The organism is Pseudobdellovibrionaceae bacterium (assembly GCA_023898385.1).
In the GTDB taxonomy this organism is placed as follows: Bacteria; Bdellovibrionota; Bdellovibrionia; order Bdellovibrionales; family UBA1609.
On the sequence record CP060220.1, the window covers coordinates 2,977,643 to 2,999,859 of the forward strand.

Below are 22,217 nucleotides of genomic sequence, written 5' to 3' on the forward strand. Positions count from 1 at the left end.
TCACAGTCATTTTTGACATAGTCTTCCTGATGTTTTTGTTTTTCTATGGGCTCTTAGGCCATAGTGAGTGAGATCGGCTGATAAGGGGAAATCAATGAAGCCACAAGCTGACCGTGCATATTCAAGTTGGCGCCCTTGGATCCAGTTCGCAAAAGACACTTATCACATCCAATCTTGTAGCTACTCCACTCCCCTGAGCTATCTATGTCTACCAGGTCGAATTTATTTAAAAGACGAAAGGATTGAACGAGCTTCTTGCGCTCCAGCCGTTGATGGATGAGTTTAAGTACCTGATTAAATGCTTCTGTTGGAATGTCACACAATATATAGCGAAACTGGTCATCGCCAGGGATGCCCTTGACCGTAAAAAATTGGTTCAAATTTTTCAACGCCACATTATTGGCCTTAAATTCTTTAACAAAGGCACGAAGTGATGGGTAGCGAAACAAGTACAAGCACAAGCCTAAGATCACTGTCTCACCCATAGAGTGGTAGCAGCTCCCCTGCCTTCTTAAGTCAGGCCTATTTTGATGCATCCAGCGGATCCAATCGGGAAATATTTTGTAGAAGAACTTAAAACTCCTTGCGTAACTACTTAAATCTATCAAATGGAACTCCCAGAAGAAGATATTAATTTGAAAAATATTCTTCTATTTTGATAGATTTGCAATATTATTGACATCGCTACTTGAGATATAGGATACAGTCACTATGTCCAGGGAATTTCAGTTTTCACTATTCAACATGAATAACAAAAGAGTCTTTGGCGGAGCTCTGCTTAAGAAATCAAACCCAAAAGAAAAGCGGCCGATTTCAACCAAACACACCATGCATATTGTCATGCGATCTCAGCATGCCAAGGGGAAACGATCATTTTTGGCAAAGAGAAATAGAGAAGCTGTAAATAGAATCATAAAACACCAAGCCAGCAAGCATGGCCTCCGGCTTTATCGCTATGAAAATGTTGGTAATCACATTCATATTCTTCTTCGAACGGGGCACCGTAAATGGCTCATCGGATTCTTACGATCGGTGACTGGACTTATTGCTCGCCATGTTCTGGGTGCCGAACGTGGGAGCGCTCAAGGCTTGCAGTTCTGGGAAGCTCGACCGTTCTCACGAGTTGTGACCTGGGGGCGAGATTATAATTCTGTAAAACGCTACTTCGATAAGAACCGCTTGCAGGCCTGGGGATTTGATTTATCCAATTGGAGCTTAGCCTTTGATGCTAGGCAACCAGACTCAAGTTAGGGGACACTGCAATATTGAGAAAAAATAATTTCAGTTCCAATTGGAAGCCCTGATAGAAGAGGATCCTGCGCTCATACGGAATTGCTGTGGCGTCTTGAGACGAATTTTGATTAATTTGTCTCAAAATGGGAGACAGGCGTATTGGCGCGAGGTTCATGCCGGTCGAAGACGGTCTCATCAAATGGTGTCTATGAGTTTTTCCGAGGGTTATAATGCAACTAATACCAGTAAGGGCGACACACGACTGCGCTTGTGGCCGAGGTTAGCCTTCCAGCCTTGACCCAAGATCTCGCATGTCGACAGATTCATTTCACTCCGCAATCTCAACTTCAAAATCTTCAGCACTTCGTTTTTTACGTACGGCCCTAGAAGAGCCAATAGACCAAGTGAGTGCCACATGGCCCGAGAAACCTGCGGCACTGTTGGCACCATTTAAGGTTTGGGCTACGCCGACACGCAACTCTCCTTTTTCTGCAAAATTCAGGTCAGCCCACAAAGACGCCGTTAGGGCTTCAGGGTTCACTTCATAGTACAAATAGCTTCCGGCATTGACCATGTTGACGACGTTGTCTCGAACACTTGGCGATGGAGCAAAATCGTCATCAGAAAGAGTGTGTTGGCCTGATACAGTTGTACCCAGTCGGAATCGTCCAAGAAATTTATACGTTCCCGCCTTCCAATTCACTAAGTTTGACCGCCCATCGTCCCGAACAGAAAACCCTAAGTACGTGAACACATCAATAAACCCCACATCAAGATCTCCCCAGACGCCGCCATTAAAACGCATGGTGCCCTCACCGATCATGACAACATGGGACGTAGGATCAACGGTGTAAATGGGTATCACGAGCTCCACCACCGGAGAAATATTCAGCTCATGCCAATCTTTAGTGAGTGCCATATCCACGAAGATTTCAGATAGCCCTGAGTTGGTAAGCCCCTGACCGGCATTGTTGCTTTCGCTATAGGCGACCACGGCACCACCACCGAGGGCCCATTCGGGAGCGACAAAATATTTGCCGGCTAGACGAAGTTGAGTGGAGCGCATTGTGTTGCCATCATCAAGGCGCACAAACTCACCCCACGTGGACTTAAAGTTGGCGTCTGTCTGAAAGTAGTTGGTCTCCACTTCAAATCGCACCTCTTCCCCTGAAAATACCGGGGGAGCAGGATGTGAGGCGAACGCTGAACTTGAAATCCAAAACAATACAAATCCAAATGCGATAAATCTCATTTTTTTCCATCCAAAAACAGGTTTTAGGGCGGCCATCGATAAAAAGCATATCCCACCTGGTGCCGGCGCAAAAGCGATAGATTAAAAAACATAGGTTTGGTGGATTCACATTTGTGCCAAACGCCAGATTCGACTAATGTGCATTCTGAATGCTAAAAATAGCGTAGTCATAAAAATGCAAAAACGAGCCATTTTAATCATATTTCTTACCGTATTCATCGACCTTGTGGGTTTTGGGATCATCATTCCGTTAACCCCCTTTCTGGTGACCTCATTTGGCGCCGATGCGTTTATGGTCGGGCTATTGATGGGGATATACTCTTTAGCTCAGTTTTTATTTGCGCCACTTTGGGGGCAATTGAGCGATCGACTGGGACGACGCCCCATTATTTTGGTGAGCCTATTGGGTGCGGGATTATCGCATCTGATGTTTGCATTTGCTGATCACCTTTGGGTTTTATTTGTGGCACGAGCACTGGCCGGCCTATTTGGTGCGAATATTTCAACGGCCATGGCTTACATCGCTGATATTACCGAAAAAAAAGATCGTTCAAAGAGCATGGGCCTTATTGGTGCCGCATTCGGTTTAGGTTTCGTGTTGGGACCATTTTTGGGCGGAATTTTTGCGCAATTTGGTGACAGTCTTGGAGACGTGGCCCCCTTTGGTAAGAGCTTTGCGGCGGTAGGGGCTGCGATAATATGTCTATTGAATTTTGGGATGGCTATTTTTCTCTTAAAAGAAAGCCTGCCACAGTCTTTACGAAGTCAGGTAAAAAAGCGACCGCCTCGATTCAAAAATATCACCAAGCATTTTTCGACGCCCGTTGTGGGATCGTTGATGACTATTTTTTTTCTTGGCACGGTGGGTATGGCCAGCATGGAAGCCTCTCTCTTTTTGTTTGTGAAAGATCAATTTAACTGGGACATGGTCACGGCAAGTTATGGTTTTGCCTATGTGGGTGTGATTATGGTTTTGACCCAGGGGCTATTTATCCGAAAACTCATGCCGCTGTGGGGTGAGCGTAAAGTGTTGCTCATTGGATTATTTCTTTTTGCTATCGGTATTGGCGGAATAGGTTGGGCCGAACACGTGTGGTACCTCGGAATCGTGGTGACATTGTTAGCTCTAGGCAGTGGTTTTATGAATCCCGCCATAAATGGGAGCATCAGCCTTCTGACGTCCAATGAAGAGCAGGGCAGTGTGATGGGCGTGAATCAAAGTCTTTCGGCCATGGCGCGAATATTTGGCCCGGCCATCGGGGGATGGCTATATGTGCATGCGGGACACTCCTCTCCATTTTGGCTCAGTGGGGCCTTTGGCGCCATAGCTTTTGGCATCGCCGTTCTTCACCGCAATTCATTGCCTGAGGCGGGAAAGCAGTCATAGATCTATTGCACAGTTGGGTATCAATTTTGCTCAAGCCTTTGTCAGATTTTGCTGAGGAGGGTTTGAGTGTCCGTTCAGATGTTTAGGTTTAATGCAGGCATTGTAATTGCTTCTTATTTGCCGCTTTTGATGCTTCTTTTTGTATTGGGGCAGCAGGTGGCTGCCCCCTTCCCTCCAGCGGAACCTGTCAACGCTTCGCTTCAGGCGGTGGAGGTCGAAGGGGCGACCGTAGAGGATCTCGTTGAAGATGTATTTACAGTTCTGGATGTGGAGCAAATCAACCAGGGGCGTGGCGGTTCCACACTGCACCCCTCCGATCTTCTTGGAGGATCTCCGTTTGCTGAAAAATCAAAGCCTTACGACACAGAGGCCCGCTTGTCTCCATTGCCTTTCTAATGCTAAGGAATAGATACAGTTTATGAATGAGAGGCCCCACGGATCGATGATGCGGATCGGCCTTCTCTGGGAACCCAAGGAGCCCGTATGTCGTCGTCGACAGAAGTTGGGGGGAGTCAATCCCGCCAACTGAGTGATCGCTATTTGCCTCAAGAAGTGGAAGCCCGTCATTATCAGAATTGGGAAGAAAAGGGATATTTTAGATCAGTCGATGTGTCCACGGCACCTCCATTTTCGGTCATACTGCCTCCTCCAAATGTGACCGGATCACTGCATATGGGACATGCCCTGGATCACACCATTCAAGACGTTCTTGTCCGCTGGAAGCGAATGAGCGGGTACAACACCATGTGGTTGCCGGGAACAGACCATGCAGGAATCGCCACTCAAAATGTTGTAGAGCGAGAGCTGGGTAAACAGGGCCAGACTCGGCAAGAGTTGGGTCGCGATGAATTTGTGAAACGCGTATGGCAGTGGAAAGAGCAATACGGCAATCGGATCACCTCACAAATGCGAAGGCTTGGTGATTCTTGTGACTGGGATCGGCACACCTTCACATTGGATGAGGGTGTTTCTCGTGCCGTGAGAAAGGTGTTTTCAGATTTATACAAAAAAGGCTGGATCTACCGCGGATCTCGGCTCATCAATTGGAGCCCCAAACTTGAATCAGCAATTTCTGATTTAGAAGTGGAGCACCAGGACGTTAAGGGCCACCTTTGGCACCTCAAGTATCCGGTGGATGGTCAGAGCGGTCGATTTTTAGTGGTGGCCACCACGCGCCCAGAAACCATGTTGGGCGATTTGGCGGTGGCGGTTCACCCGGAGGATAAACGGTATCAAGATTTGTTAGGACAAAAGGTCAAGCTACCACTGACAAATCGAAAAATATCGATCATCGCTGACTCTCATGTGGATCGCGAATTCGGTACGGGCGCTGTAAAGATCACTCCGGCCCATGATTTTAACGACTACGAAATGGGACTGCGGCATAACCTGGGATTTTTAAATATTCTAAATCCAGATGGAACATTGAATGAAAATGCCGGTGCCTATCAAGGATTATCAACCGCAAAGGCTCGTGAAAAGATTGTTGCCGATCTAGATGCCCAGGGATTTTTAGAAAAAGTAGAACCCCATCAACATTCAGTAGGACATTGTTCGCGAAGTGGTTGTGTGGTGGAGCCCTACTTATCAGATCAATGGTTTGTTAAGGCCGAAGAATTGGCTGTTCCGGCTCGACGAGTTGTCGAAAGTGAGACAATTACTTTTGAACCTGAATCATGGACAAAAACCTATTTGCATTGGATGAATAACATTCAAGATTGGTGCATTTCAAGACAACTATGGTGGGGCCACAGAATCCCGGCTTGGTATTGTCAAGATTGTGGGCATATTACAGTTTCTGAAGAAGACCCCAGTGAATGTGAGTCATGTGATAGCAAAAACATTAAGCAAGACGAAGATGTACTAGATACTTGGTTTAGTTCAGGGCTTTGGCCATTTAGCACCATGGGTTGGCCAGACGTGACAGAAACCCAAAAGACATTTTATCCCACTGACGTTTTAGTTACGGGACACGATATTATTTTCTTTTGGGTGGCCCGAATGATTATGATGGGCCTGGAGTTTACAGGTGATGTCCCATTTAGAAAGGTCTATATCCACGGTCTCATTCGAGATTCACAGGGGCGAAAGATGTCAAAGTCTTTGAATAACTCTGTGGATCCTGTGGAAATCATAGACAAACATGGCGCTGATGCTTTGAGGTTTACATTGATGGCCCAAATAGCCTCAGGCCGTGACCTCAAGTTTTCTGAACAAAGACTTGAGGGTTATCGAAACTTTATGAACAAAGTGTGGAATGCCACACGATTTTCAATGACAGCACTTAGTGATTTTGAAGGCGACTTAAGTGCCGAACCGGTTCCCAACAAGTTGCACCTGTCTGATGCAGATCAGTGGATAGTTTATAAGCTCGGAAAGTGTGAACGAGACGTGCACGAGGCTCTTAGTCAATACCGGTTTTCGGATGCGGCTGGAAGTATCTACAGTTTTATCTGGCACGAGTTCTGTGATTGGTATTTGGAATTTATTAAACCCATAATTTATGGCGACAAGGCAGAAGAACGGCGAGCTACACAAAAAGTTCTTTTTGAAACTCTAAACCGAGCGATAAAGCTTTTGCATCCATTTGCTCCGTTTATTACTGAAGAAATTTTTCAGACGTTGAACTCCACAGATAAGACGGTGATGCTTGAGCGTTACCCCACGACCAAAAATGATAAATCATGGTTAGCCATTGGTTCTGAAGCAGCAGCATTCGAAATGGATGTGGTGCGAGAGACGATCACCGCCATTCGCAACATTCGCGGCGAAAATAGAATCAAGCCGGGTGAGAAAATAGCTGTGCGTTTGGCCCCAGAGAGTGACAAGGGTCAGAAAATCTTGGGAGCCAACAAGCTGTACATCATGACGATGAGTCGCCTCGACTCCTGTGAAATTGGTGAGCCAGGAAATCTAGCAAAATGTGCCGTATCGCCTGTTTATTTAGGTGATGTGAGGCTTGACGTGATTGTTCCGCTAGAAGGGCTTGTGGATATAGAAGAAGAAGTGAAGCGCCTTGAAAAGAAAATCGAAAAGCTTGAAAAAGAAAAGGCAGGCCTAGATAAGCGGCTTGCCAATGAAAACTTCGTGAAAAATGCTCCAGAAGAAGTGGTGATTGAAGGGCGCGAGCAGCTTAAAACTCTAGATGCACAAATAACGATACTGCAGGCAAGTCTTGAGCGGCTGCGCTAACTAGGCGGTGTCGCGAAAGCGACCCGCCTAATTGCCTTGTCACATCATCAAAGTTGCTTGAGGCGACCTTGTCCATCCACGAAGAAGCTCACATTGTTTTGGCTTTTCTTGATGGCTGTTTCCACGCGCCAGTTGAGATTGATCTCTGCTCCGGCGATGGGGTCAGCGGTGGTTCCAAGATTAACCACTTGTGGAACCTCGACGTCGGCGTAAAAGTGATAGGCCAACATCACGTTGATGAGACTCGGTGTGATCGAAATATTGTTGAGGAACCTTCCTAAGCCTTTGTATTGGCCACCGAAGGTGTAGTTAAGTCGAAAACTAAAATCCACTACTGAAATACCCCAAAGGTTTTTGTAGGTGATACCGTAGTGAGCGCTTTCAGGTGGCATCCAACCTTCAAGTTGGTCCCAGCACTCAATGCCCTTTGGCAGTGCGCTGGCCAATTGACGGTTCACTTCGTAAATGGGTTCGTTGTCTTCGACAACTTTCCAGATCTTGCGACCCACGTTGACGATGGTACCAAGATCGGCGGGATCAAGAATCTTTGGAGCCACATTTTCTTCATTGTCAGTTTTGAGCTCAGAGCAATTGTTCAAATATCCAAGCGCCTCAGCATCATCAATAATAGTCGTGCCCAAATAGGTGACTTCCACGTCTCCCACAACTTCAGAACCCAACAGGTTCATCGGCTCGAGAAAATTGGAGCCAAAAGCTTGGCCCGAAAATAATGCCGTTATCGCTATCAAAAAAATACGACGGATTGATGTTCCCATTTATGCCCCCCAGCAAATGGTTGAATCTACGGCAAAGGCCCCACCGACCTTTGTCTTAGACTTGCCGGAGAAATTATAAAGATTTCAATTAATAGGCAATGGTTAAATCAGGCCGATCTCTCTGAGGCGCTGCATTAAAAAGTTTTGCGAAGAAATATCAGGATATTTCGCCCCCGTTCCGACGCAGCTTGGAATACAGCTGAGTGTGGCTTCAGGGTGAGGATGCATAAAAAATGGCATAGAATACCGGCTCACATTTTGGCCATCCTGGGGATTAACCACTCGGTGCGTGGTAGAGGGAATCACCTCATTGGTGATTCTTGAAAGCATATCCCCGGCATCCACGATCAGCTGTCCGGCTTCAGCTTCCACGGGTAGCCATTGTCCCTGGCGGTCTAGAAGTTCCAATCCAGAAGCTGATGCGCTGACCAATATCGTTATCAGATTAATATCTTCGTGGGCCGCGGCTCTTACAGCATGGGGATCAGCCCCTTCAGGTATGGGTGGATAGTGAAGAAGGCGCAAAATGGAATTGCCGTTAAGAGTGAGGCGATCAAAGTAATCGCTTGGCAGATCCAGCGCGGGCGTGAGTGCTTGCAACATAATTCGGCCCACGTCATCGAGCGCACTGTAGAGTTGTGAAAAGGTTTTTCTGAAGCCAAGAATTTCTTCGGGCCAAATGTTTTTTGGATATTGATCGTAATAGGTCTCGCCAGGGTTAAGATCACGACCCACATGCCAAAACTCCTTGAGATCGGCCACAGTACTGTCTTTTGCGTGCTCTTTGCCAAAGGGGGTGTAGCCTCGTTGCCCGCCACCTTCATGGCACAAGAACTCAAGCTTTTTACTCTCTGGCAAGCTAAACAGAACGCGGCTTTTTTCGTAGGCAGTATCCAAAAGCGTTTGCTGTATGGGGTGGTCTTTTAAAATAATAAAACCGAATTGCCTGAGGCCACGAAATAAATCCGCAGTGAACTCTTGCCGCTGATTTACATCACCATCAATGTATTGTTTAAGGCTAAGGGTTGGTACTTGGGTTAAATAATCGGCATGAGTGGACGCAGTCATAATTTCCCCCTGTTCCTATGATTCGCCGCACGGACCAGCTTCAGGCCTATTCCTTGTTGGTAAAGGCGTCAAGGTGTGCCTGGAGTTCGTGGGCGTTATTGCTAAAAAACCATGAAACGCCGCGTTTTATTTCGCGAAAAAGAACGTTTTTCGAACTCACAAAACCAGTGCCCACCTTTTGGCGATTGTCTAAATGTCTTTGAAGGAGGGCGTTTGTGATGAGCAGGTAGTGACCCGTGAGGCCGCCGAGCCTCTCTTTGAGGGCCCACTGACTTATTTCAGTTGTATTGGTTTCTGCAATGGCCAGTAAACATTGCCGTGGGAAGTTTTCGGTAGGTAACAGGGCGGGATCGAGGCTCATGATGTGATAATCTTCGCAGGGTATGAGTGTGCTTAAGCACTCTCTAAGATGATCAAGGCGTGAATTTAATTTGTGAACGGGTTCTTTGAGCTCGATCATAAAGTGCACATGTTTGCCAAACATTTCGCAGACGTCTTTTAAACGAGGGATGTCGGGAACAAGTTCATGCAACTCTTTCCAGCTAAGATTTGATAAGACCAAATCGGGGCGCTGAAAGAGGCGTCCACAATGTGCATCATGGTGAAGGACGGCCACATTGTCTTGGGTCCATCGGACATCAAACTCAACGCCCCAAATCTTTGCATCTAAAGTTTTTTGAACGGCAGCTACTGTATTTTCAATGCAATCACTCCCATGCACTCCTCGATGCGCTACAAGACGAACGTGTTGCAGGGAACTTGTCTGAGGGGGCTTTTGCGGGATAGCGCCCATCATCGCGTCCACAAACCTTTGAAGCCCATCTAACAATGCTTTTTTCAATATACTGAGTCTCCTGCGTGAATTGGGTTGAAACTCTAAAAATTTTGCTCGAATATATTATGAATTCAACTAAAAACGGGGGGCCGTATCGTGTGTGGGTTTAAGTTTCGAATAGTGGCAACAGTGTTCATGTTTCTAATCGCTTCTGAAAGCTTTGCGGCCGGAAAAGGTGGTTGGTCTATGGGCGGTAACCTTGGAGTCACCAATGCCAATCAGTCAGACATGAATACACTTCGAAGCCGGGCTAATACACGAGAGTCTGGCATATCGACATCTGACCTGGGAAATGCTTGGGAAGGAAATTTTATTTTGAGTTACCGACCGTCAAAGGGGTCATTAGCTTTCCAGCTTCGGCCATCGTTTTTCTATCAAAACTCAGATGGAAGTAATTCAGCGGGTCGCAAATTTGAATATGGGATGCAGGGGTACACCGTTTTTCCTGTTCTCAGATGGTATTTACTCGAAGACAAAACGATTAAATTTTTCTCACAATTTGGTGTGGGTTGGGCCTTTGCTTCAGGGACGATAAAAGAAGACAATGCCACGAGCGATGGAGCGGCCGAGTTGGATTTTTCCGGTGACGATATGGGTTACTTGGTGGGCCTGGGTTCTGAATTTTGCTTTTCTCGCGGGCAACACTGTATCAACTTTGAAGGTAGTTTTCGAATTCTACCCATACCTCGACTCATTGCGGATAGCGTATCCGGCGCCTTCGACAGCTCAGCCCCCTATGGGTCGCCAGATAGTTTGTCGCAAGCGACAAGTGGGCGCGAGGTCGAGTTGGACGAAACGGATCTGAGCGCCACACTTTCTGGTGTGCAGGTCTTTTTGGGCTATTTGTACTACTTCTGAACCTTAGAAGTTTTGGTTCAAAACACGGCCAGAGAGTGTTTTGTGCGATCAATTTCGTAGGCCTCGACATGGGTCCAGTGGTCAAACAAACGCACCTTATTGTATGACTTTAAAGATGCCGTGCCCTACAATTATCTGAGTGATTCCAATAAGTTGCTGTTGGAGAGGCATAATATAATGGCGATGCAAATTAAGCTTTGGGGTGTGCGGGGATCGTTGACAACGCCAAAACCTCCAAAAGAAATCGAAGCTCGGGTTTTACAGCTGCTCAAAAGATATATCGCAGAGGGCAAGGGAAGATCGCCAGAGGAATTTCTTTCCTCATTGCCTCAACGTGAGGTGGGCGGGTATGGCGGCCACACTTCTTGCGTGGAAGTTACAAACGGTCCGCACCAGATTATTATCGATGGTGGGAGCGGATTGCGACCTCTTGGCGGTAAAATGCTCACCGGTCCCTGTGGCCTTGGTCGAGGCGAGGTGCACATTTTGTTCACGCATTTTCATTGGGACCATTTAGTGGGGTTACCATTTTTCGTGCCGATTTTTATTCCGGGAAACAAAATTCATATTTATGCCGTGCAACCGGAGCTTGAAGAAATCATTCGGCACGTGTTTGAAAAGCCCTATTTTCCAGTATCTTTTGATGATTTGGGGGCAGAGGTGGTGTTTCATCAATTGGCGCCACGGGAGAAACGTGAATTTGGAGACTTGCAGGTGACGCCTTACCAGTTGGACCATCCCGATCCCTGTTGGGGGTTTCGCGTGGAGTGTGGCGGCAAAGTTTATGCTCACTGCGTAGATACAGAGTGCACTCGAGTGAGTCGAAAAGATCTGGGGCCAGATCTGCCGCTGTATCAGGGCGTGGATGTGATGGTGTTTGACGCCCAGTACACGTTTAAAGAGGCCACAGAAAAGGTGCATTGGGGTCATTCGTCGGCACCCATTGGTCTTGATATTGCCGTTCGTGAAAAAATAAAAAACGTTTATTTTGTACACCATGATCCTGTAGCATCAGATATGAAAATAGCGCAGGCCGAGGCCGAATCCAGAGATTATTTTAAAACTATGATAAAGGCCCTAAAAAGTGCCGATGAAAATGCATTTGAGCCAAATTGGTGTTTTGCCCATGAGGGCATGGTAATTGAGGTTTAATATTTAATGATCAAAAACACAGATGGTCTAAAGGTTAAAATCGAACAACAAAACGAGGAGTTGGTCATCCACCTGAATGGTTTTGTTGACGAAGATGCCGAGTTTTCAAATGAAACTCCAGAAGGAGTGAGGAAGATTATTATAGATTTTGAAAATGTAAAATTGATCAATTCATGTGGCTTACGAACTTGGGTGACTTGGGTTAAGGCTTTGGAAGGGCGAGTGCAGATCGTTTTTCGAAATTGTCATAGAAATATCGTGGATCCCATTAACATTCTTGAAGGCTTTATGCCGGCAGGTACGTTGCTTGAATCTATGTACGTCCCCTACGCTTGCGATTCTTGCGACTATGAAGAAGAAATACTCTATGTGCGGGGCCAGGACTTTTTAGAGGGCCGGGCCGACAGTCCGGAGACTAATAATATTCCCGAAACCTTTGAGTGCCCTAAATGTGGTGACTCAATGGAAATGGACATATTGCCCAGTAAGTTTTTTAAGTTTTTGAAATACCGCAGCTAGGTTGTTTCCCTAGTATCAGTGTGTTAGCTTAGCATCTGATGGCAAAAAACAAACGGCGTGAGCCAGTATTTGAGCGCAATATAGTCGGAATAATCAAACGCCACCCCGATGGCTTTGGTTTTCTTATCCCAGAACAAGATAGAATACCTGATGTGTATATACCCCGGCAGTCTATGACTGGGATTATGTCCAATGACAAAGTGGAGGCCTCGGTTCGTTTAGAGCGCGGTGGCGAACGATTGCGTGGAGATATAGTAAAAGTGTTAGCTCGGTCAGTTTCTACGGTGTCGGGGCGTCTTCACATTTCAGGCCCTGGTCGTGGGTATTTGAAAGACGAAAGCCACGCCTGGGGTGAAGATCTGCGTGTGTCCATTCCGCCAGGTTTAGAAGTGAAAGACGGCGATTGGGTTTCTGTTCGAGTGGAGAGCTTTTCTGATTCGGTACGGGGTTTTGCGGGGTCCCTTGTTGGTGTCATCGGGAATGTTGAAGATCCCCTCAATGATGATCGTCGTGTGATTTTCAATAATGGGATTCCCTTTGAGTTTTCAAAGGCGGGCTTGACCCAGGCCAGTGGCATGTCGGCAGAGGTTTCAGTGCAAGACATGGCCGGCCGAATCGACATTCAGGATTTACCCTTAATTACGATAGACGGTCAGACGGCTAAGGATTTTGACGACGCCATTTTTGTAGAGAGCAAAAAAGAAGGGTACCGATTGGTCGTGGCCATTGCAGATGTGAGCCACTACGTAAAGCCGGGCGCGCCCATTGATGAGGACGCCAAAGAGCGAGGCAACAGCACCTACTTTCCGAACCTAGTTATTCCGATGCTGCCGGAGATTTTAAGTAATGAGTTGTGTTCATTGCGCCCCAATGTGCCTCGACTGGCGGTTGTGGCGGATATGCATCTGTCCTCCACGGGTGAGCTCGTAGATTCTTCATTTTATGAAGCGGTTATTCGAAGTCATGCGCGGGTCACCTATGGTCAGGCCCAGGAAGTGGTGGATGGCAACCCGCCCGAAGAAATCAAGCACGTCACTCAAGAGATCTTGCGGGCTGCGGAATTGGCAAAAGTGCTTATGGCTCGAAGATTTCAGGCGGGGTCTTTGGATTTAGATATACCTGAAACTGAAATTGAAATTGATGAAGCTGGTGACCCGGTTGATATTTTGAAGGCTAACAGGCTTTTTGCCCACCGATTGATCGAAGAAATGATGTTGATGGCCAATATTGCAGTGGCCCAGTTTATTAAAAAGAACAATCGACACGGGTTATATCGAATCCATGAAGATCCAGATAGTGAAACTATATCAGAACTAGAGGGCTTTTTAGAAAGCTTTGGTTTTCGAAAAAGACTCACGGGCGGAGTCTTGCAAAAGCAGATCACTCGAGCTTTGGAGTTTTTTTCAGGTAAGCCTCAAGAGCACATGATAAATATCCTTACTCTTCGTTCTATGAACCAAGCCAAGTACAGCCCCGAGAATGTGGGGCATTTTGGGTTGGGGTTTGCTGATTATGTTCACTTCACTTCTCCCATTCGGCGGTATCCAGATCTTGTAATTCACCGAATTGTGAAGTCCATAGTTTATCCGGGCAAAGGGTACAAGGTTCCGTCGTTAGAAGAGCTGGCCACCATGGGTGAGATGCTCAGCGCTTGCGAGCAGCGATCTGTGAAGGCCGAGCGGCAGTTTTACTCCATAAAAAAAGCACGATTTATGCGGAAATTTTTAGGGCAAGAGTTTGAGGGGATGGTCAGCTCAGTGGCCAAATTCGGGATTTTTGTGCTATTGCGCCAGTATGACGTGGATGGGCTTGTGCGTCTGGAAGATCTGGGAAATGAGGATTTTGAGTTCGACGAGGAAACTTTGCGGCTGGTGGGGAAAAAGTCAGGGCGTTCTTATTGTCTTGGCGATCAAGTCAAAGTACAAGTAGTAGCTACCAATACAGATTTGGGGCGAATAGACTTTGTTTTGGCCGAAGGGGACGGGAGGGCCGCCACTGTTGATCCACCGCAAAAAAAGCCCGCTAAAAAACGCGGCAAGACTAAAAACAATCGTCGGGGTGTTCGCAAAGCACGGGTTCGAAAATCTCGCAGAAAGAGTTAAGCTCGGTCAGTTTGTTTTCGAGAAAATTGCGAAAAAAGATCTCACTCATTTGAGTTTGGCTGAACGCCTTCGATTGAGCTTTGAAGAGCTGGGGCCCACTTTTGTGAAGTTTGGGCAGCTTCTTGCTACGCGTCCAGATTTAATTCCTGCCGACATCGTCGAAGAGTGCAAGAAGCTGCATGATCAAGTCCCCTATGTGCCCTTCTCGTTGATTGAACAGCAACTGCATCGGCACTTCGGCCAGCCCTTGGATCAAATTTTTGCAGAGTTTGATGAGTCACCCTTGGCGGCCGCTAGCATTGCGCAAGTTCACAAGGCCCGTTTGAAAAATGGCCAAAAAGTGGTGGTTAAAGTTCAACGACCAGGGATCGAAGAGATCATCGCAGAAGACTTGAGCGTATTGTACACACTGGCCGAGTTATTAGAACGCTATGTTGTGGAGCTTCGGGTTTATAACCCTGTGGGCATTGTGGATCAGTTTTTTAATAGTCTAGAGCTTGAAACGAATTTTGTTATTGAGGCGAATAACATCAGAAGGTTTCAAAAAAACTTTAAAGATGAGCCCAATATTAAAATACCTGACGTATATGAGGAATACAGCGGCCAGAAAGTTCTGGTTTTAGAGTTTTTGGAGGGGACTCCCCTCAGCCAAAAACGAGCCTTAGACCAAGAGGGGATAGACCCTGAGGTGGTTCTTAGAACAGGCCTGCACTGTTATTTAAAAATGGTTTTCACAGACGGTCTTTTTCACGGAGATCTGCACGCAGGCAACATGTTTGTTATGCCAGATAACAAGGTGGGCCTTATTGATTTTGGTGTGGTCGGGCGCCTCAACAATCGAACCCAGTCCGCCATCGCCAACATGTTATTGGCACTTGCCGCTGAGGACTATGACCGCTTGGCCTATGAGTATGTGGATCTAGCACCCTATTCAGAGCGTGTGGACGTCGACAAATTTGCCCGAGAACTTCGAGATCTCATAGCGCCTTATTACGGGCTGACGTTAAAAAATGTGAATGTGGGTCGATTACTTTTAGAGTCCACCGCCATAGCAGCAAGACATCAGTTGATGCTTCCTACGGAACTGGTGATGTTTTTCAAGTCCATTGTCACCATCGAAGGAATGGGACGGGTTATTGTTAAGGATTTTGATTTTCTTTCTTATTCATTAGAGTTTGCTTCAGAGCTGGTGCAGTCTCGTTATCAGCCGAAAAAAGTGGCTCGCGATTTAATTTTAGTAGCAAGAGATATGAATTCTCTGGTTTCAGTTTTGCCACGGCAAATTAAACAATTTGTTCGCCGCCTGAATAGCCCTGATTTCGCCATAAAAATGCAAGTCGATCAGTTAAAAGAGCTAAGACGAGCGATGGAGTCCTCGGCTAATCTGCTGTTCCTCGGCCTAGTGATCGGGAGTTTGTTGTTGAGCGCGTCGTTGTTGATTATAGCTGATCGCGGGCCCTACATTTTACATATTCCCACATTGAGTGCTATCGGGTATGGCTTGGCTATCGTTCTTGGTTTTTTTGCGTTTTATAACTACATAAAAAAACAATAGGGGGCGGCCATGAAAGCAATTTCAATTTCTAAGTCCACATTGATATTGTTTGCTGCAGTCACGTTGTTTTATATATTTAGGCAACCTGCCACCTTGTACCAACATTACCTTTACACTTATGTGGATCAGCGGGCGTTTTTGGGGATACCTAATTTTTTCGACGTCACTTCGAATATACCGTTTTTGTTAATAGGAATGTGGGCCAGCTTTTTTGTGGTGTCACGGCGAAGTCAGATGACGGCACAAAAATCATGGTTGACTCTATTTATAGGGGTCACATTGGTTGCCGCAGGGTCAACTTATTATCATCTAGACCCCCAGCCGGCCACATTGGTATGGGACCGGCTGCCAATGACTCTTGGGTTTATGGGCTTGTTGTCGGCTACATTGACAGAATTTGTGGACGAAAGGGCTGAAAAGGCTTTGCTAGTGCCCTTGTTGCTATTGGGAGTGGCCAGTGTTTTTTATTGGTACAATTTCAATGATGTACGTTTGTATTTATGGGTTCAATTTTTTCCGTTGGGACTGCTGCTTTTAACCCTATTGTTGTTTCGCTCGGAAGCCGCGTTTAAGTGGATGTACTTTGCTGCATTTAGTTTGTACGTTGTCGCCAAGATAGCAGAACACTATGATGCAAAGATCTATCAATTTTCTAGTCAAATAATGAGTGGACATACCGCAAAGCACCTGTTGGCCGCGGTAGCCATATATGTACTCTATGTGCGCCTAAGACGCCGAGCCCAAATGGCCGGCGGCTAACTGGGCATTTCTGTGAATAGTAACACACACGGCAGGCCACGTTTCAAGGCGGGACCCTTCTGGCGAGTGACTAAGCTAATGATTTTTCAGGACATATTTGTACTCTATTGGTCACCTAGAGTGGATTGCCAGGGCCAAGGGGGCAAGAGAAATGTCCTGGGGCTGCCGGAGCTAGAATCAGGTAGCCTTGATGTCCGGAGGCGTTAAGCCTCGCCGATTTGCGAAGCATACTTGCAAATGAAATAAAATATTGGCATAATTTCAAATGAGTAGGAGGGCAGATGGCGCTGAAGAATACGGTCGCAGCCGAGAGAAAAGCGAAAAAAGGCGAAGGTAGTGATGACAATAATAATGACAAGAAAAAACTTGTTCTTAGAAAGGCCACGTTAAGGGCCGCAGACTATTTGGGGCTAAACAATCAACAGTTATCAGAAATTTTGAAGGTGAGCGCGGCCACAATTTCTAGAATAAGAAATGGCGGCGATTACTATTTTAATTTAGACTCCAACGAAGCAGATAAATCTTTATTACTGATAAGAATATATCAATCCCTATATGCATTAATTGGGGAAGATAAAGAACAAATTAGAAAATGGCTGAATAATGAAAATATTTATCTAAATTGTTCGCCAATTGATGCTATGAAAAAAACGACAGGGGTTGTTAATGTTACAGAGTATTTGGACGCAATGCGGGGTTAAGAAGTCTGATTTTATTTCGTCCAACTTTAAGGCGATCAGAATTGTTGAGGCCCAAGCTCAACAGGCTAGGTTTAAATTGGTGGATAGCATCGAGGAAGTCGAAATTCTTGAAGAGCTATTGGAAAATCAAAAACCTCCGGTTCCTAAAGACGACAAATCAGATGACAAGCTAGTATTCACTCCCTTTCGGTACCCGCCACTGAGGCATGGATCGAGATTTGGCAAAAAGACTGAACGAGGAATTTGGTATGGTGCTAAAAATTTGGTAACAGATTTTTACGAGGCCATTTACTATCGATTTCTTTTTAGAGAGCATTCACCAGCGCTAAAGTATGATGAGCAAAATTTTTCAATGACTTCATTTAAGGTCTCAATCAAAACAAAAAAATGCGTGGACCTAACAAAGAGGCCTTTCGCACAACACAGAGATCGTATTTCAGCGCCAGACTCTTATGTTGATTCCCAGCAGCTGGGGTCGGAGATGAGGAGCATGGGTGTTGAGGCCTTTAAGTATTTTTCGGCTAGGACTAAAGGTGAAGAACTCAGCTATGGCATTTATACGCCAAGAGTAATTAAGATGGAGTCGGGAATTCAAAAAGATCACTGGTTGGTGGTTATCAAGCCTGAAGCGGCTATTGTCACCCCGTACGATAAGTCAAAAGAAAAGAGATTTGAAATCCATCGAGATCATTACTTGGTCGATGGTAAATTTCCAGTGATTTCAACATGATGTAGAGGTCGATAGAATTTAAGCGGAGCGCAGAAAGTGGGTTGCCTGTTATTGCAGGGGGAACGAACTAGTTGAAATTGGAACATGAGTCAGTCTTGTGATTCTGTGAACCTAGCGACAAACACTGCGATCTTTTACCTTGAGACCCGTTTGGCCCATCACCACATAGAGAGGACTCCAGGGCTTGCAGACAAAGTCTGTTCGTGCCGTTTCCAGCTGAACAAGCATTTCTGAAAAAGGCATAAGTAGGCCGCCCGTTTCTTCCATGTAAATCTTTTCGCGGGCTTCGGTGTATTTTTGTAATTCGGCGCCCACCTTATCAAGAGCAAATACTGTTTTAAGAGCTTCTACGGTCATGTTTTTTGGCAGTTGATCTTTAGTAAATTCAAGGTCCATGTGTCGCGTGATCCAAGCAAACAAAGCCTGAAGGTTTTTGGTGAAACCCACTTCAAAGGTCCATTGATCTTGTTCCATCCACTCAAAAATCTTTGTTAACACGGCATCCTTGTGGCGCATGTTGCGCACTTTTCTATAGTCTCTCCACTCGCCCTGCAGCACGAATCGCGTTTCTGTGTCCATGTCGCCTGGAGCGAAGGTCTCTTTCACTGTGATGCCAAGAGCTTTTGAAAGAGCATTTTCTTTAGGAATGGCTGTGGGAAACTGGGGGAGGTTAACGCCAACATGGTTGTAGGCAATATAGCCCCATTCACTGCAAAACACTTCTGACGTGTCGCCAAGTTGCATTTGAAAGTCGTAGGGAACATTGTCGTTAACATCAACTTCTTTTATAGGTGGTCTAATGTGGCCGTAATCAGGATCGTCCCACCCCTGAAGGCGTTTTGCTCTTTGCTGAGATACGTAATTATTGACAAAATCAAAGCTGAACTGAGCGCCCCGTTGGGCCATAGCGGAGGCTTCTATAGCTGAGAGGTCCTCGGGTTGGAACCGGTAAAATAAAAGACGGGCATTGCCATCTTCTAGATACTCAGAAAAAGTGCGAATAGTGGTGCCCACCTCAATATGGGCTTCAATAACCTTTACGTGCGGACTCTTTATGGCTTCTTCAAGCGAATAAGCTCTGTGGTTGAACTCCTGGTCGATGTAGACAAGAGCAAGGTGGCTAAATTGGGCGTCTACTTCGCCGATGCGGGCGATGGCAGCGCTGGTGAAAGCGCTTCCTCGGCTGATAATCACATCACCTGATTGAATGGTGATTTGATCAAAGCTGGGATGAACCAAAAAGTGGGGTGGAGTGTTTTTATTTATGAGATCTGATTTTCTAACTTGTTTATTTTTGCCGTACTTATCGAAGTCAAATGGCTCTGGTTTAAGTGTGAGTTCGCCCACATAGTCTTCTAGGTATCTAATAGCGCGAAGGGCTTGTTTGGTAGAAGTGGCGCATGTGATCACTTGCTTACTAAATCCTTCAGATTTAATAAAGCCGCGAAGGCGTTGGCGCAGAGATAAACGACTTTGCCACAAGTTTTCTATTATAGAAGGCATTTCGCTGATGGCCCTTTGAACATCAAAGTCAGTGGGTTTTGTTGAATAGAGGGCATCAAAAGCTTCGTTGAGTTTTTCACTGCAATTATCGGCATTAAATTGGTCACCACTCACTGACAATAAAAAGCTTTCGGTTTCGGCTCGCAAATCGTATTTTTGAGTTTTGGCCAACAAGATCTGTGGTGTTGCCAAACAAACAGCGAGCACAAAAAATTTTATCAGAGTCATGACGATTCCTTTTTTAAAAAAATCAAATCTATATTTATTTAGTTACTGTGAGCTCAAGCTCCCAGTATTTATACCCTTCACCCAGCCCCTCTGATACGCCAGGAAATGGTTTTCTGGTAGCTAAAAACCCGCGTTTTTCCATTGTGTTTTTAAGCCACTCATTAACTGTGGCAAATTTAATTTGCACAACCTCTGTTGGATCACCCTCTTGCGACAGCAACGAGTTTGCAAATACAGCGATGGCAGCGGTCACCCGGCTTAAGGCCACAGATTGCCCCATGAAGCGATGTTCGTCGGGGATACGGAGCCCCTCGCTATCGATGTAGGCCAATTGATCAATTTGCAGAACCACTCCATGGGTTCCGTCTTTTTTCTCTATGCGTTGGGCTTTTACATAACCCTGAAGGGAGCCCGTATTCATTTTTTCATATCCGTCTAAACTATTGGCAAATCGGCCCTTCACGGCACTTAAGATTCTGTCTTTGAGAGGCATTTTTTCCTTTAAAACGGGAAGAGTCGACAATGTGTTCGAGAGGGCCTGCAGGGCGAGTTCGAATTCTGGGGTGCCTTGAAATCGATCCTGTCGGTCCAAATACCGGTTGAATTCGGGCATGTGGCCAATAGAGGTACTTCTGAGCTGCGAGCGGCATCCGACACCGGAAGCTGAAGCGCTGGTCGAGAATACAAGAATATAAATGAAGAAAATCACAAGCCTCATGCCTGCCACATCTTGCAAATGGCAGGCCAGAGGCGCGTGTAAATTTAGCTGAGTAGTTTCAAGGCTAGGTTCTGGGCGCTGTTAGCTTGTGTCAGCACTGATATACCGGCCTGCATGAGAATGCTGTTTCTTGTGAGTTCGGCGGTTTCTTCGGCCACATCTGTGTCACGAATTCGCGAGTTCGCTGCAGCAGCATTTTCGTTGGCCACCATCAAATTTTGAATGGTTGAATTCAGTCTATTTTGAAGAGCTCCGAAATTGGCTCTCATTGCATTGATTGAAACCATTGCGTCATCGATGACGTCAAGACTAGTTTGGGCTTGCTCTTTACTGGATACAGCCTCCACGGACAAAGCCAGGGCATCTACAGATGCGTTGGCCGCGGCCGAGTTAAAGGAAATCCGATCTTTAAAAGGATCATTATGGGTGCCGACTTGGATATCAATAATGCCGCCCGTACCATTAAGGAGGTCTCGGCCATTAAAGTTAGTGACTTCAGAAATTCGCTGAATTTCAGATTTGAGTTGTTGAAATTCCACATCCAAAAATTTTCGTTCGGTGTTTCCGAGGGTATCAGATGCCGCCTGAACAGACAGCTCACGAAGACGAATGAGCATCGATGAAATTTCATTGAGTCCCCCTTCGGCAATTTGCACAAGAGACACACCATCGTTTGAGTTTCGTCTGGCCTGATTGAGTCCTCTGATTTGAGCCTTGAGGTTTTCACTTATGGCTAGCCCGGCAGCGTCGTCGGCGGCCTGGTTTATTCGGTAACCCGAACTCAGCCTTGCAAGTGATCGATCGAGCAGGCGATTAGTGCCGGCTAGGTTCTTTTGTGCATTCAATGATGCAACGTTAGTAGAAATATACAGTGCCATGTTGTCCTCCCTGCATGGCACATCTTCCTGATGTTTTGCCTTCCGTGTGGCAAAAGGTACATTCTGTACCTCAATGAATAGTCCGTTAATGATGAAGACTCAGTTCTTCATACGTGTCTTATATCGGGACGCCTCAAAAAAACTTTAAGTCTAGTTTTTAACGTGGGTGACAAGCCTCAACGAAGGGCGGGCAAAGAAACCCCATTATGACTCTGCCAAACGTCCAAGAAATCCCTTCAAGGGAGCATGTTCATGGTCGGGTTTGCGGAAATTGTGGTGAAGAGTATATTTCTGAAGAAGTGCTAGAAAATCTCTTTAAGGCCAGCAGACGGGCATCTTTTCGACACGTACCGGTTTGGTAACGATTTTAACTATGCTATTTTTGTTATGGACCTCGATGGGAATTTTTACGCCACCTACAAATATCACGAAAGTTCAGATGGTCCAGATGGCGTTCTAGAAAAAATTAATAATGATTCTGGCCATTACGGACCCGATGGTGAGCATCATCAACAAGTGTATGATCAACTACGGAAGCTTGTAGGATACGATTTTTCCCATTTGCGTGTGGATCCAGAAGAATTGCAGTACACGGTTTGCGCAAAGGCATTGCTATGGGATCCTTGAGAGTCGGTGGGTTTGCTTGCGGCATGCTTAGCGATAATTTTTTGGTGAATAAAAAAAGAGGAGCCGCCGCCTAGACGGCGACTCCAATCGCAGGAAACAATTTTTTACACTCAGGGCCAGCCGATGTTACCATCGGGGCCGCGT

Annotated in this window: 22 protein-coding genes; 14 read left to right on the forward strand and 8 right to left on the reverse strand. The window is 46.1% G+C overall.

From position 1 onward, the window contains the following. Window positions 1–53: 53 nt before the first annotated feature. On the reverse strand, window positions 54–485 hold the full coding sequence (locus tag H6626_13705) for a hypothetical protein (GenBank protein ID USN47225.1): 432 nt from the start codon (window positions 483–485) through the stop codon (window positions 54–56). 226 nt (window positions 486–711) lie between these two features. Between H6626_13705 and H6626_13710 the strand changes: the two genes are divergently transcribed. Then, on the forward strand, window positions 712–1,251 hold the full coding sequence (locus tag H6626_13710; protein ID USN47226.1) for a transposase: 540 nt from the start codon (window positions 712–714) through the stop codon (window positions 1,249–1,251). 310 nt (window positions 1,252–1,561) lie between these two features. On the opposite strand, the gene H6626_13715 is transcribed toward H6626_13710, so the two are convergent. Further along, a complete protein-coding gene (locus H6626_13715) occupies window positions 1,562–2,485 on the reverse strand; it encodes a hypothetical protein (protein ID USN47227.1) in 924 nt (307 codons plus the stop codon). Between the two features lie 175 nt (window positions 2,486–2,660). On the opposite strand from H6626_13715, the gene H6626_13720 reads away from it, so the two are divergent. From H6626_13720 to H6626_13730, 3 genes are all read left to right on the forward strand, one after another. Then, the gene (locus H6626_13720) at window positions 2,661–3,872 is read left to right on the forward strand and encodes an MFS transporter (GenBank protein USN47228.1); all 1,212 of its coding nucleotides are present in this window, start codon (window positions 2,661–2,663) and stop codon (window positions 3,870–3,872) included. Window positions 3,873–3,938: 66 nt separating this feature from the next. After that, on the forward strand, window positions 3,939–4,268 hold the full coding sequence (locus H6626_13725; protein USN47229.1) for a hypothetical protein: 330 nt from the start codon (window positions 3,939–3,941) through the stop codon (window positions 4,266–4,268). 87 nt (window positions 4,269–4,355) lie between these two features. Beyond that, complete coding sequence (locus H6626_13730) at window positions 4,356–7,064, forward strand: valine--tRNA ligase (GenBank protein USN47230.1); 2,709 nt, start codon at window positions 4,356–4,358, stop codon at window positions 7,062–7,064. 47 nt (window positions 7,065–7,111) lie between these two features. On the opposite strand, the gene H6626_13735 is transcribed toward H6626_13730, so the two are convergent. The 3 genes from H6626_13735 to H6626_13745 all read right to left on the reverse strand — a co-directional run bounded on the left by H6626_13735 (window position 7,112) and on the right by H6626_13745 (window position 9,749). Beyond that, a complete protein-coding gene (locus H6626_13735) occupies window positions 7,112–7,840 on the reverse strand; it encodes a hypothetical protein (GenBank protein USN47231.1) in 729 nt (242 codons plus the stop codon). 102 nt (window positions 7,841–7,942) lie between these two features. Continuing rightward, window positions 7,943–8,908 carry an isopenicillin N synthase family oxygenase gene (locus tag H6626_13740; GenBank protein ID USN47232.1) on the reverse strand — a complete coding sequence of 322 codons (966 nt, stop codon included), beginning with the start codon at window positions 8,906–8,908 and terminating at the stop codon, window positions 7,943–7,945. A 46-nt stretch (window positions 8,909–8,954) separates the two neighbouring features. After that, window positions 8,955–9,749 (reverse strand): glycerophosphodiester phosphodiesterase, encoded by a 795-nt coding sequence (locus tag H6626_13745; protein USN47233.1) that lies wholly within the window; start codon window positions 9,747–9,749, stop codon window positions 8,955–8,957. 129 nt (window positions 9,750–9,878) lie between these two features. On the opposite strand from H6626_13745, the gene H6626_13750 reads away from it, so the two are divergent. From H6626_13750 to H6626_13785, 8 genes are all read left to right on the forward strand, one after another. Continuing rightward, window positions 9,879–10,601: a hypothetical protein gene (locus H6626_13750; protein ID USN47234.1), complete on the forward strand. Its 723-nt coding sequence runs from the start codon at window positions 9,879–9,881 to the stop codon at window positions 10,599–10,601. Between the two features lie 177 nt (window positions 10,602–10,778). Then, entirely contained in the window at window positions 10,779–11,753 is a 975-nt protein-coding gene (locus H6626_13755; protein USN47235.1) for an MBL fold metallo-hydrolase, read from the forward strand. A 6-nt stretch (window positions 11,754–11,759) separates the two neighbouring features. After that, a complete protein-coding gene (locus H6626_13760; GenBank protein ID USN47236.1) occupies window positions 11,760–12,272 on the forward strand; it encodes a hypothetical protein in 513 nt (170 codons plus the stop codon). 38 nt (window positions 12,273–12,310) lie between these two features. Next, window positions 12,311–14,374 carry a ribonuclease R gene (gene rnr, locus H6626_13765; protein ID USN47237.1) on the forward strand — a complete coding sequence of 688 codons (2,064 nt, stop codon included), beginning with the start codon at window positions 12,311–12,313 and terminating at the stop codon, window positions 14,372–14,374. Continuing rightward, window positions 14,331–15,929 carry an AarF/ABC1/UbiB kinase family protein gene (locus H6626_13770; protein USN47238.1) on the forward strand — a complete coding sequence of 533 codons (1,599 nt, stop codon included), beginning with the start codon at window positions 14,331–14,333 and terminating at the stop codon, window positions 15,927–15,929. The genes rnr and H6626_13770 overlap by 44 nt, the downstream gene beginning before the upstream one ends. 9 nt (window positions 15,930–15,938) lie before the next feature. Continuing rightward, a complete protein-coding gene (locus tag H6626_13775) occupies window positions 15,939–16,688 on the forward strand; it encodes a hypothetical protein (GenBank protein USN47239.1) in 750 nt (249 codons plus the stop codon). 281 nt (window positions 16,689–16,969) lie between these two features. Beyond that, window positions 16,970–17,389: a DUF2384 domain-containing protein gene (locus H6626_13780; protein ID USN47240.1), complete on the forward strand. Its 420-nt coding sequence runs from the start codon at window positions 16,970–16,972 to the stop codon at window positions 17,387–17,389. Beyond that, on the forward strand, window positions 17,355–18,119 hold the full coding sequence (locus H6626_13785; protein USN47241.1) for an RES family NAD+ phosphorylase: 765 nt from the start codon (window positions 17,355–17,357) through the stop codon (window positions 18,117–18,119). Before H6626_13780 ends, H6626_13785 begins: the two co-directional genes overlap by 35 nt. A gap of 111 nt (window positions 18,120–18,230) precedes the next feature. Here H6626_13785 and H6626_13790 read toward each other — a convergent pair whose 3' ends face one another. From H6626_13790 to H6626_13800, 3 genes are read right to left on the reverse strand one after another with little or no spacing between them, the layout of a single operon-like run. Beyond that, complete coding sequence (locus H6626_13790) at window positions 18,231–19,850, reverse strand: hypothetical protein (protein ID USN47242.1); 1,620 nt, start codon at window positions 19,848–19,850, stop codon at window positions 18,231–18,233. A 34-nt stretch (window positions 19,851–19,884) separates the two neighbouring features. Beyond that, window positions 19,885–20,568: a hypothetical protein gene (locus tag H6626_13795; protein ID USN47243.1), complete on the reverse strand. Its 684-nt coding sequence runs from the start codon at window positions 20,566–20,568 to the stop codon at window positions 19,885–19,887. A 44-nt stretch (window positions 20,569–20,612) separates the two neighbouring features. Beyond that, window positions 20,613–21,446 carry a flagellin FliC gene (locus H6626_13800; GenBank protein USN47244.1) on the reverse strand — a complete coding sequence of 278 codons (834 nt, stop codon included), beginning with the start codon at window positions 21,444–21,446 and terminating at the stop codon, window positions 20,613–20,615. Window positions 21,447–21,652: 206 nt separating this feature from the next. Here H6626_13800 and H6626_13805 point away from each other — a divergent pair, with 206 nt between their 5' ends. Beyond that, on the forward strand, window positions 21,653–21,808 hold the full coding sequence (locus H6626_13805) for a YgiT-type zinc finger protein (protein USN47245.1): 156 nt from the start codon (window positions 21,653–21,655) through the stop codon (window positions 21,806–21,808). A gap of 25 nt (window positions 21,809–21,833) precedes the next feature. Further along, window positions 21,834–22,073 (forward strand): hypothetical protein, encoded by a 240-nt coding sequence (locus tag H6626_13810; GenBank protein ID USN47246.1) that lies wholly within the window; start codon window positions 21,834–21,836, stop codon window positions 22,071–22,073. The last annotated feature ends 144 nt before the right edge of the window (window positions 22,074–22,217 follow it).

Bases quoted from the DNA above. Each gene is read 5' to 3' on its own strand.
- H6626_13705 (USN47225.1), bottom strand. From the start codon at position 485: ATGGGTGAGACAGTGATCTTAGGCTTGTGCTTGTACTTGTTTCGCTAC.
- H6626_13710 (USN47226.1), top strand. From the start codon at position 712: ATGTCCAGGGAATTTCAGTTTTCACTATTCAACATGAATAACAAAAGA.
- H6626_13715 (USN47227.1), bottom strand. From the start codon at position 2,485: ATGAGATTTATCGCATTTGGATTTGTATTGTTTTGGATTTCAAGTTCA.
- H6626_13720 (USN47228.1), top strand. From the start codon at position 2,661: ATGCAAAAACGAGCCATTTTAATCATATTTCTTACCGTATTCATCGAC.
- H6626_13730 (USN47230.1), top strand. From the start codon at position 4,356: ATGTCGTCGTCGACAGAAGTTGGGGGGAGTCAATCCCGCCAACTGAGT.
- H6626_13735 (USN47231.1), bottom strand. From the start codon at position 7,840: ATGGGAACATCAATCCGTCGTATTTTTTTGATAGCGATAACGGCATTA.
- H6626_13740 (USN47232.1), bottom strand. From the start codon at position 8,908: ATGACTGCGTCCACTCATGCCGATTATTTAACCCAAGTACCAACCCTT.
- H6626_13750 (USN47234.1), top strand. From the start codon at position 9,879: ATGTTTCTAATCGCTTCTGAAAGCTTTGCGGCCGGAAAAGGTGGTTGG.
- H6626_13755 (USN47235.1), top strand. From the start codon at position 10,779: ATGGCGATGCAAATTAAGCTTTGGGGTGTGCGGGGATCGTTGACAACG.
- H6626_13760 (USN47236.1), top strand. From the start codon at position 11,760: ATGATCAAAAACACAGATGGTCTAAAGGTTAAAATCGAACAACAAAAC.
- rnr (USN47237.1), top strand. From the start codon at position 12,311: ATGGCAAAAAACAAACGGCGTGAGCCAGTATTTGAGCGCAATATAGTC.
- H6626_13775 (USN47239.1), top strand. From the start codon at position 15,939: ATGAAAGCAATTTCAATTTCTAAGTCCACATTGATATTGTTTGCTGCA.
- H6626_13780 (USN47240.1), top strand. From the start codon at position 16,970: ATGGCGCTGAAGAATACGGTCGCAGCCGAGAGAAAAGCGAAAAAAGGC.
- H6626_13785 (USN47241.1), top strand. From the start codon at position 17,355: ATGTTACAGAGTATTTGGACGCAATGCGGGGTTAAGAAGTCTGATTTT.
- H6626_13790 (USN47242.1), bottom strand. From the start codon at position 19,850: ATGACTCTGATAAAATTTTTTGTGCTCGCTGTTTGTTTGGCAACACCA.
- H6626_13795 (USN47243.1), bottom strand. From the start codon at position 20,568: ATGAGGCTTGTGATTTTCTTCATTTATATTCTTGTATTCTCGACCAGC.
- H6626_13800 (USN47244.1), bottom strand. From the start codon at position 21,446: ATGGCACTGTATATTTCTACTAACGTTGCATCATTGAATGCACAAAAG.
- H6626_13805 (USN47245.1), top strand. From the start codon at position 21,653: ATGACTCTGCCAAACGTCCAAGAAATCCCTTCAAGGGAGCATGTTCAT.
- H6626_13810 (USN47246.1), top strand. From the start codon at position 21,834: ATGGACCTCGATGGGAATTTTTACGCCACCTACAAATATCACGAAAGT.